Raw genomic sequence first — 9,862 nt, 5'->3', positions numbered from 1 at the left:
GCTTAGCGTCACGACCGTGCCGCGCGCGCCCGCACGAAGTAGCCCGACTGCGGCCGGCTTTCGATCAGGCCGCGGCTTTCCAGCACGAGGTACGCGCGCAGCACGGTCGTGACGCTAAGCTGCTGCTGCCGGCTCGCCTGCCGCACCGACGGAATCCGCTCGCCGGGCCGGTACACGCCCCGCTCGATCTGCGCCTGGAGATCGTCGGCCAGTTGTTCGTAACGCTTCACGCGCCTCCCTTTCAGCTTCCCTTCAGCAACACAGTTGCGATCCGCACTGTCTGAATGGCCGAAACTGTACTCTTTTTTGAAGTGAACAGGTGTACACACAGCGGGACAGAGGCCGCGCGTACTCTGCACGCATCGACCCCGACACCCGCATCATGAAAAAGAAATCCGCCACCGCGCGCATCGAACCGTACACCCACCCGGCCGCCGGCTGGGGCGCGCTGAAAGCCGTCACGATCAACCTGATCAAGGAAAAGGTCGCCGGCGGCAACTACCGCACGCTGCTGCGCCAGAACCAGCCGGACGGCTTCGACTGCCCGGGCTGCGCGTGGCCCGACCGCCAGCACGCATCGACGTTCGAATTCTGCGAGAACGGCGTGAAGGCCGTGGCCGCGGAAGCGACGAGCAAGCGCGTGACGCCCAACTTCTTCGCCGCGCACACGGTGACCGAACTGCTCGAACAGTCGGATTTCGAGCTCGAACAGCACGGTCGGCTCACCGACCCGATGGTGTACGACGCGCAAACCGACCGTTACGTGCCGATCGCGTGGGACGACGCGTTCGCGCTGATCGCGCGCCACCTGCGCGCGCTGCCCGACCCGAACCAGGCCGCGTTCTATACGTCCGGCCGCGCCAGCAACGAAGCCGCGTTCCTCTACCAGTTGTTCGTGCGCCTGTACGGCACCAACAACTTCCCCGACTGCTCGAACATGTGTCACGAGGCGACGAGCCGCGGGTTGCCGGCGTCGGTCGGCGTCGGCAAAGGCACCGTCACGCTCGACGATTTCGAGCATGCGGATACGCTGCTGATCTTCGGCCAGAACCCCGCGACCAACCACCCGCGGATGATGGGCGAACTACGCGAGTGCGCGAAGCGCGGCGCGACGATCGTGTCGATCAACCCGCTGAAGGAGCGCGGGCTCGAGCGCTTCGCCGATCCGCAAAGCCCGCTCGAGATGCTGACGATGTCGGGCACCAAGATCGCGTCGACGTTCATCCAGCCGACGATCGGCGGCGATTTCGCGCTGATCAAGGGGATGGCCAAGCGCGTGCTCGAACTCAACGATGCCGCGCGCGCCGCCGGTGCGCCGCGTGTGCTCGACACCGCGTTCATCGGCGAGCACACGGCCGGTTTCGACGCGTTCGCCGACGATCTGCGCGCCGAAAGCTGGTCCGCGCTGACCGCGGAAAGCGGCGTGCCGTACGAGCAGATCGACGCGCTCGCGCAGCTCTATGCGCGCAGCGAACGCGTGATCGCGACGTGGGGGATGGGCATCACGCAGCACAAGCATTCGGTCGCGACGGTGCAGATGCTGACCAACCTGATGCTGATGCGCGGCAACATCGGCCGCCCCGGCGCCGGCCTCTGCCCGGTGCGCGGTCATTCGAACGTGCAGGGCAACCGCACGGTCGGCATCGAGGAAAAGCCGTCGCAGGCGTTTCTCGACCGGCTCGGCCACGTGTTCGATTTCGAACCGCCGCGTCATCACGGTTACGACGTCGTCGAGACGATCGAAGGGATGCTCGACGGCCACGTGAAGGTGCTGATCGGCCTCGGCGGCAACTTCGCGATGGCGACGCCCGACACGCCGCGCACGTGGGAAGGCATGCGCCGCTGCGAACTGTCGGTGCACATCACGACGAAGCTGAACCGCAGCCATCTGATCCACGGCCGCGACGCGCTGATCCTGCCGACGCTCGGCCGCACCGAGATCGACCTGCAGGACAACGTCGCGCAAGGCGTGACGGTCGAGGATTCGATGAGCATGGTGCACGTGTCGTACGGGATGAACAAGCCCGCTTCGCCGAACCTGATGTCGGAGCCCGCGATCGTCGCGCACATGGCGCACGCGCTGTTCGGCAGCGGCAAGATCGACTGGCTCGCGTACAAGGACGACTACGCGAAGATCCGCGACGCGATCGAGGCGACGCTCGACGGCTTCTACGACTACAACACGCGCATCGCGCGGCCGGGCGGCTTCCATCTGCGCGTGGCCTCGCGCGACCGCGAATGGCTCACGCCGACGGGCAAGGCGAACTTCATCGCGCACGCGCTGCCGACCGACACGCCGATCCAGCGTGCCCGCGCGCTGCACGGCGAACGGCTGATGACGCTGATGACGACGCGCTCGCACGATCAATACAACACGACCGTCTACGGGCTCGACGACCGCTACCGCGGCGTGTTCGGCCAGCGCCGCGTGGTGTTCGTCAACCGCGACGATCTCGCGATGCTCGGCCTGAAAGCCGGCGAATGGGTCGACATGGAAACCGTGTGGCACGACGGCATCGAGCGGCGCGCGGCGGGCTTCCTGCTCGTCGAGTACGACATCCCGCGCGGCTGCATCGGCGCGTACTACCCGGAAACCAATCCGCTCGTGCCGCTCGACAGCGTCGGCGACGTGTGCAACACGCCGACGTCGAAATCGGTACCCGTGCTGCTGCATCGCGCGGCCGCGCCGGCCTCGATCGCCGCCTGACGGAGCACGCCGATGATCGTTCGTCCGCGCGAGCACTGGCTGCGGATGCTGCTCGTCTGGAACGGCTCGGTGCTGCCGACCATCCTGCCGCAGCTCGTGCTGACGCTCGCGATCAGCCTCGTCGCCGTGTGGGGCGGCGGCCGCGTGCTCGGCGAGAAGGTGCCGCTGAATCCGACGCCGTTCACGCTGATCGGCCTGACGCTTGCGATCTTCGCCGGGTTTCGCAACAACGCCAGCTACGAACGCTATCGCGAGGGCCGGCAACTGTGGGGCGGCGTGCTGACCGCCACGCGCACGCTGGTGTCGCAGGCGCTCTGCTACGGCGCGGTGGACCGTGACGACGCATCGCGCCGCGCGTTCGTACGCACGGTCGTCGCGTTCGTCTACACGCTCAAGCATCAACTGCGCGGCACCGATCCGGCCGCGGACCTGCGCGGGCTGCTCGATGGCGCCACCTATGCGCGCGTCGCCGCGTCCCGGTTTCGCCCGATCGTCATCGTGCACGCGCTGCGCGAAGCGTTCGCCGCGCGCGCCGATGCAGGCCAGCTCGCCGACACGCGGCTGTGGATGCTCGATGCGCGCCTCGACGATCTCGTCGCGATGGTGAGCGGCTGCGAGCGCATCGCGTCGACGCCGATCCCGTTTTCATATGACGTGCTGCTGCACCGGACCATCTACGCGTATTGCGTGTTGCTGCCGTTCGGCCTCGTCGATTCGATCGGCGCGGCGACACCTTTCGTAACAGTTTTCGTCGCCTATACGCTGATCGCGCTCGACGCCATCGCGCATGCGATCGCCGAGCCATTCGGCGACGGGCCGAACCATCTCGCGCTCGACGCGATGACGCGGCAGATCGAGCGCACGCTGCTCGAACTGAACCGCGAGCCGCTGCCGGCCGAGGTGACGCCCGGTCCGTCCTACCGCCTCACCTGACTCGCTTCACCTGACTCGCGCCGCTCAATCGCGGCGGCCGTGCAGGAAGCCGCCGTGCTCGGCGGTTGCGTCCGCGATCCGTCGCAGCAGCACGATGCCGTTCAGCAACGCCTGCGCCGCGTCGCCGTCGCGCGCGGCCATGCGACCGCGCAACAGGCGGGCCGCCGCGTCGCAGGTCTGTTCGAGCCGCGTGAAATCCGCACGGGCGACGCGAGCGCGCACCACCGCCGCCACGCGGCGCGCGACCGGTTCGCGCGTGGCCAGTTCGGCAAGTGACAGCAGGCTGTCGCCGATTCCCCAGATCGCGAGCAGGTCGCGCATGTCGCGCTCGATCAGCGTCTGCGGCAGGCTGCCCGCGAAACCGAGCTCGCGCGCGAGACGGTCGGCCGTGCGGCTCAGCCACGCACTTGCGTGCCACGCCCCCGGATCGCGCGCGATCTCCGCCAGATCGCGACGCACCGCGCGGTGCAGACGCCGCCGGCTCATGCCGGGATCGCCGGGAAACACCAGCGCGAAGATCAGCGCGCCGAACGCGATGCCGAGCATCGTCGCGAGCGCGCTGTTCAGGAACGCGGCATCGCCGATGCGCGTCGTGTTGTCCGGCGACGTGAAATTCCAGAAGAAGATCGAGAACGCGCTGCCCATCGCGGCCGTGCGCGGATGGCGCATCGCGATCCCGGTGCCGATCAGGAACACGCCGAGGATATAGGCGAGCATCTCGAAGCCCGACACCGCCGGCAGCAGGATGAAGTTGCAGACGACACCGGCGACCGCCGCGCATGCCGAGCCTTTCAGGAAGCCGATGGCCGCGCGCACCGAGTTGGGGCGGGTCGAGAACAGCGCGCCGACCACGGCCGTGATCGCGACGAACCCGCCGCCCGCCGGCCACGCGGTGAAGATCCAGATCGCCGACGCGGCCAGCACCGCGATGAACGCGCGGATGCCGTTGTGCCACGCGAGCACCGGATCGCGGTGGAACGCGTAGCGCACCCGCGAAGGCGGCAGTTCGGGCCGGTCGAGCAGCGCCTGGCTCGCGAAGGCGCGTTCGAACCCGCCGAGCAGCGCCGCCAGCCGATCGAGCGTGAGCAGGCGCGACGTGTCCGGCGCAGCCGGCGCGTCGGCCTCGGCACGCAGCGCATCGCCCACGCGTGCGCGCAGTGCGGCCATCCTCGGCTGCGCGTCGCCCGATGCGGCGATACCGTCGAGCACGCGCGCCACCTCGTCGACCAGCGGGTCCGACGCATCGTGCGCGCGCGACGCGTGCTCGCGGATCGCCTGCGCCGCCGCCTGCGCCGTCAGCACGCCGAGCGCCGCCGCGCGCAAATGGCCGATCGCGCCGCGCACCGGCGGTGCGCCGGCCGCCGCATATTCCGCCGCGGTGTCGAGTTCGAGCGCGTCCGCGAACAGCCGGTGCACGGCCGCGCCGTTCGGCTCGCGGCGCAGCGCGCCCGCGCCGAGCGCCACCGCACGCTCGAGATAGCGCGCGAGCCGGGTCCGGACATCGTGCAGCGGCGCGCCCGGCACGAACACCGTGTCGAACAGCGCCGCGCACAGGATGCCGACCACCACGTATAGAAACCGCGCGACCGCGATATCGAATGCATGCAGCGGCGCCGATACCGCATCCATCGCGACGATCGCGGCCGTATAACCGGCGAGCACCGCCGCATACGCGCGAAAATTCCGCTGGAACGTCGCGACGCCCGCACACAGGCCGATCCACGCGGCAAGCGCCGGCAGGAACAACTCGGGCGTCTGCGCGAACGCGCCGGTCAGCGCGAGCGCGACGGCCGCCCCGATCGCGGTGCCGAGAATCCGGTACTGGCTCTTCGACAGCCCCATTCCGCGGCTGCCCTGCGCGACGATCCACACGGTCGACGCGGCCCATTTCGGATCGTCGAGATTCATCCGGAACGCGATATAGAGCGCGAGCAGCGAGGCAGCCGTATTGCGGAGCGCGAAGGCAAGCGCGCCGGGCGGCAGCGTCGGGCGCGCGTCGCGCAGCGCGGCCCGGACGGCCGCGAGCGTCGGCATGCAGGGGAAGGCGAATTTCATGCGGCGAGCATACGGTCGCGCTCCGCGCGCCACTACGGGGCAGCGGCGGGATGCGTTATTGCAGCGGGCGGGATAATCGGCTCGACCTGCAGCGTTCCGGTCCGTGACGGTAAGATGCGCGCAGGCCGAACATTGAAACGAATCGCATGGACCTCGAGAGCATCCGGATATTCCTGCGCGTGGTGGAGCGCGGCAGTTTCACCGCCGCCGCCACGCAACTCGACATGCCGCTCAGCCGCGTGAGCCGCAAGATCAAGCAGCTCGAGGACGACCTCGGCGTCCAGCTGCTGTACCGCACGACGCGCCGCGTATCGGTCACCGAAGCCGGGCGCGACTATTACGAACGCTGCCTGCGCGCCGAGGAGATCCTGCTCGACGCGGACCGTCAGGTGCGCGCGCTGCGCACGGAACCCGAAGGCACGCTGCGCGTGCTGGTGCCCTACGCGATCGGCCTGTTCGAACTGGAGCCGGCGCTCGCCGAGTTTCGCCGGCGCTACCCGCTGGTCCAGCTCGTGCTGATCTACGACAACAGCGCGCTCGACCTCGTCGAACACGGCTTCGACGTCGCGCTGCGCACCGGCGTGCTGAGCGATTCCGGCTATGTCGCGCGCTCGCTCGGCTGGTCGCACGCGAAGTTCGCGGCCAGCCCGCACTATCTCGACCGCGCGGGCCGGCCACGCACGCCGCAGGACCTCGCCGATCACGACATCCTGTTCGTCGGCCGCGACACGCCGGGCCTGACGCTGCGCCTCACCAACGCCGCCGGCGACGTCGCCGACGTGCCGGTGCGGCCCGTGCTGATCTCGAACGAATCGGTCACGGTGCTGCGCCAGGCGGCGAGCGGCGGCGGCATCGCACTGATTTCGACCCACTTCACCACCCGGCGGCTCGAGAGCAACGAACTCGAAATCGTGCTGCCCGACTGGCATCGCACCGACGACGTCGAGCTGCACGCGCTCTACCCGAAGCGCGCGACGCTCGACAGCAAGGTGCGCGCGTTCGTCGAGTTCCTGACGGAAGTCTTCACCGCGTGGCGGACCGCGTCGCAGAGCCTGTAATCGATGCATGTCTGCTGCATTATTGCAGTGCAGGAAAGGAATTAATGAGCATGCGAGCGTTGATCGCCGCTCGCCGCATCGTTAGCCTGTGGCGATGAAAAATCACCACACACGCTACGGCAGCCACCTGAGCGCTGCCCGCCGACGCATCACGCGCGTCGCGCCTTCCTGACCGGCCGGCCCGCGTCCCGAAGCCCGTCACGGCTTCGCCATTCCGATTCACCGCTCGAACCGTACACCGCACGCGACGGCACCCCTCGGCGGGCCGCCGTGCGGCGTGCGTGCATCCGTCCGTTGCGCGCTTCGCCGCGCGCCTGCACGTCGCGTGCAGGCGCGGCGAACGGCACGCGCCGTACGGCCTTCGTCCATCACGCAGGAACGCCATGTCCTCTCCCTCGTCTTCAGGCCCGCTGTCGGGCGGCCGGCTCGTCATCGGCACGATCGCGGTCTCGCTGGCGATGTTCATGAACGTGCTCGATTCGTCGATCGCGAACGTCGCGATCCCGACGATCTCGGGCGACCTCGGCGTGTCGGTCGACGAAGGCACGTGGGTGATCACGATCTTCGCGGCGGCGAACGCGGTGTCGATTCCGCTGACCGGCTGGCTCACGCAGCGCTTCGGCCAGGTACGCCTGTTCGTCACGTCGATCCTGCTGTTCGTGTTCGCGTCGTGGCTGTGCGGGATCGCACCGAACCTGCCGACGCTGCTCGCCGCGCGAATCCTGCAAGGTGCGGTGGCGGGGCCGCTCGCGCCGTTGTCGCAGGCGCTGCTGCTCGGCGCGTGGCCACGGCAGAAGTCGTCGACGGCGCTCGCGCTGTGGTCGATGACGGCGCTCGTCGGGCCGATCGCGGGGCCGTCGCTCGGCGGCTGGATCACGTACGACTACAACTGGTCGTGGATCTTCTACATCAACATTCCGGTCGGCTTCTTCGCGGCGGCCGTCACGTGGTTCGTGTTCCGCGATCGCGAATCGGCCACGCGCCGCATGCCGATCGACACGGTCGGCCTGCTGCTGCTCGTGCTGTGGGTCGCCTCGCTGCAGATCATGCTCGACAAGGGCAAGGATCTCGACTGGTTCAACTCGCCCGTCGTCGTCGCGCTGGGCATCGTCGCGCTGATCGGCTTCGCGTTCTTCCTCGTATGGGAACTGAACGAAGCCAATCCGATCGTCGACCTGCGCCTCTTCACGCAGCGCAATTTCGCGGGCGGCACGATCGCGATCTCCGTCGCGTACGGGATGTTCTTCGGCACGCTCGTGCTGCTGCCGCAATGGATGCAGGGCTATCTCGGCTACCGCGCGGTCGATTCGGGGCTCGCCACCGCGCCGCTCGGGGTGTTCGCGATCCTGCTCACGCCGGTCATGGGGCGCCTGCTGCCGCGCACCGATCCGCGTTATATCGCGACGCTCGCATTCGTCGGCTTCGCGGTCGTGTTCATGATGCGCACGACCTTCTACACCGACGTGTCGCACTGGGATCTGGTGCTGCCGACGCTGCTGCAAGGCATTCCGATGGCGATGTTCTTCGTGCCGCTGACGTCGATCATCCTGTCCGGGCTGCCGCCGGAAAAGATTCCGGCGGCAGCCGGCCTGTCGAATTTCGGCCGCACGTTCTGCGGTGCGGTGGGCACGTCGCTGATCAGCAATGCGTGGAACGACCGCACGATCCTGCACCACGTGCGGCTCACCGAACAGGCGAGCGTCACCAATCCGGTCTTCACGCAGCAGCTCGACACGACCCGTTCGCTGCTGCACCTGAGCCCCGATTCGGCGCTTGCGTTCTTCAATGCGTCGGTCGATTCGCAGGCGGCCGTGATGGGCTTGAACGACATCTTCTACGTGTCGGCGATCATCTTCATCGCGATCATTCCGCTCATCTGGATCACGAAACCGGCGCGCTCGGGTGGCGGCGATGCCGATGCGGCGGCGGCCGGCGCGCATTGATCCGCAGGCGTTGCGGTGCCGCTCCGTGCGCCGGCATCGCAACGACCGCGAGATTCGCCGGTAACGGCGACATCCGGGACGAGCGGCCGTCCCGCAGCGGGCGCTCGTTGTGTATCGAATCGTTTCAACGCGCCAACGGCGTCAAATGCTGCGGGTATACTCCGTCGTCAGCCGCCTGCCGTCTCGTCGTCCGTCAAAAGCGGCCCGATTCCGGGCGGTTTCGTCGCGAAGCTTCGCGTTTCGCCACCCCGCGCCCCAGCCTCGATACGAGACACCCGACGACCGACCATGAAACGATTCCTGCTGCTCCTGCCCGCCGCCCTGCTCGCCGCCTGCGGTTCCGCGCCCTCGTCCGATTCGGCTAGCTCGGGCGCCGCGCCGATGATCTACGTGTCGTCGCAACGTCCGGCCTATGCGGTCGCGAACTGCCTCGACAGCCGCCTGTCGGGCACCGAACAATCGCAGCACAACGGCGTGACGGACATCGCCGTCGGCTCGAATTCGTACTTCGTCACGCTCACGCCGTCGGGCAACGGCTCCGTGATCAAGGTCGTGCGCGGCTCGGGCAACGAGCCGGCCGAGGAAGCGATGCGTTTCGCGATCGCGCGCTGCGCGATCTGACGCCCACCAGCGCCGGGCGCCTGCCCGGCCCGCCTGCCTGCCCGCCGCTGCGCGCCAACCGGCGCGCCCGCCGAATATTTTCATCCGGGTGCCCGTCGATGAGAGAATCGCACCACGATTCCCTTTCGATGGAGCCCGCTTGACGTCCTCGTCCGCCTAAAGGCGGAGGATTCCCACACCTGGCGATGCACGTCCGCATCGGAGAATGTTCAACGCAGCGTTGATATCACGATCATGCTCGACACCACAGTCACTGCAGGCCCATTCTCTTACTCGCAGTCCCGCGATACCTTTCGGCCGCGTCGTGCTGTCTTTCGATCCGCACGACGAACAGGACTGGGTCGAACCGCTTTCGTCCACTTCCTCGAACGTGGCTCCGTGCGCGATCGCTTTGTAGCGGAGCTTGTTCCAAAAGGAGGACCAGGACGCGTCGTAGACGCTTTTCGCCATCCTGGTTCTGGCAAATTTCGCGGCCGACACGTTGCCGACCGCGATGTAATCGAAACGCCGCACCAGATCGAGCGCGAGCTTGTGTTGAAAATCGG

The 9,862-nt window shown here is 68.0% G+C and carries 7 protein-coding genes and 1 pseudogene; 5 read left to right on the top strand and 3 right to left on the bottom strand.

Translation table 11 applies throughout. The features are described 5' to 3' along the window. Positions 1-23 precede the first annotated feature (23 nt). A pseudogene (locus H3O04_RS30625) lies at positions 24-230 on the bottom strand (winged helix-turn-helix domain-containing protein); the annotation flags it as partial. A 152-nt stretch (positions 231-382) separates the two neighbouring features. On the opposite strand from H3O04_RS30625, the gene H3O04_RS30620 reads away from it, so the two are divergent. Further along, positions 383-2,707, top strand: a complete 2,325-nt coding sequence (locus H3O04_RS30620; RefSeq protein WP_202589100.1) for an FdhF/YdeP family oxidoreductase — start codon at positions 383-385, stop codon at positions 2,705-2,707. 12 nt (positions 2,708-2,719) lie between these two features. After that, positions 2,720-3,640 (top strand): bestrophin family protein, encoded by a 921-nt coding sequence (locus H3O04_RS30615; RefSeq protein WP_027813771.1) that lies wholly within the window; start codon positions 2,720-2,722, stop codon positions 3,638-3,640. Between the two features lie 24 nt (positions 3,641-3,664). Here H3O04_RS30615 and H3O04_RS30610 read toward each other — a convergent pair whose 3' ends face one another. Beyond that, positions 3,665-5,695: an FUSC family protein gene (locus tag H3O04_RS30610; protein ID WP_202589099.1), complete on the bottom strand. Its 2,031-nt coding sequence runs from the start codon at positions 5,693-5,695 to the stop codon at positions 3,665-3,667. Positions 5,696-5,841: 146 nt separating this feature from the next. On the opposite strand from H3O04_RS30610, the gene H3O04_RS30605 reads away from it, so the two are divergent. The 3 genes from H3O04_RS30605 to H3O04_RS30595 all read left to right on the top strand — a co-directional run bounded on the left by H3O04_RS30605 (position 5,842) and on the right by H3O04_RS30595 (position 9,317). After that, positions 5,842-6,753: a LysR family transcriptional regulator gene (locus H3O04_RS30605; RefSeq protein WP_175875321.1), complete on the top strand. Its 912-nt coding sequence runs from the start codon at positions 5,842-5,844 to the stop codon at positions 6,751-6,753. 383 nt (positions 6,754-7,136) lie between these two features. After that, positions 7,137-8,696, top strand: coding sequence for a DHA2 family efflux MFS transporter permease subunit (locus tag H3O04_RS30600; protein WP_027806183.1), 1,560 nt, complete (start codon positions 7,137-7,139; stop codon positions 8,694-8,696). Positions 8,697-8,984: 288 nt separating this feature from the next. Further along, on the top strand, positions 8,985-9,317 hold the full coding sequence (locus H3O04_RS30595; RefSeq protein ID WP_006478845.1) for a sugar ABC transporter ATPase: 333 nt from the start codon (positions 8,985-8,987) through the stop codon (positions 9,315-9,317). Positions 9,318-9,473: 156 nt separating this feature from the next. On the opposite strand, the gene H3O04_RS30590 is transcribed toward H3O04_RS30595, so the two are convergent. Then, positions 9,474-9,862: RNA-guided endonuclease InsQ/TnpB family protein (locus H3O04_RS30590; protein WP_202589098.1), on the bottom strand; the 389-nt coding region annotated here is incomplete at its 5' end.

The sequence above is a fragment of the Burkholderia sp. KCJ3K979 genome, assembly GCF_016759955.1.
Lineage (GTDB): Bacteria > Pseudomonadota > Gammaproteobacteria > Burkholderiales > Burkholderiaceae > Burkholderia > Burkholderia orbicola.
Note: the sequence above shows the minus strand (reverse complement) of the source record. Positions and strands in the feature narration are given on the sequence as shown.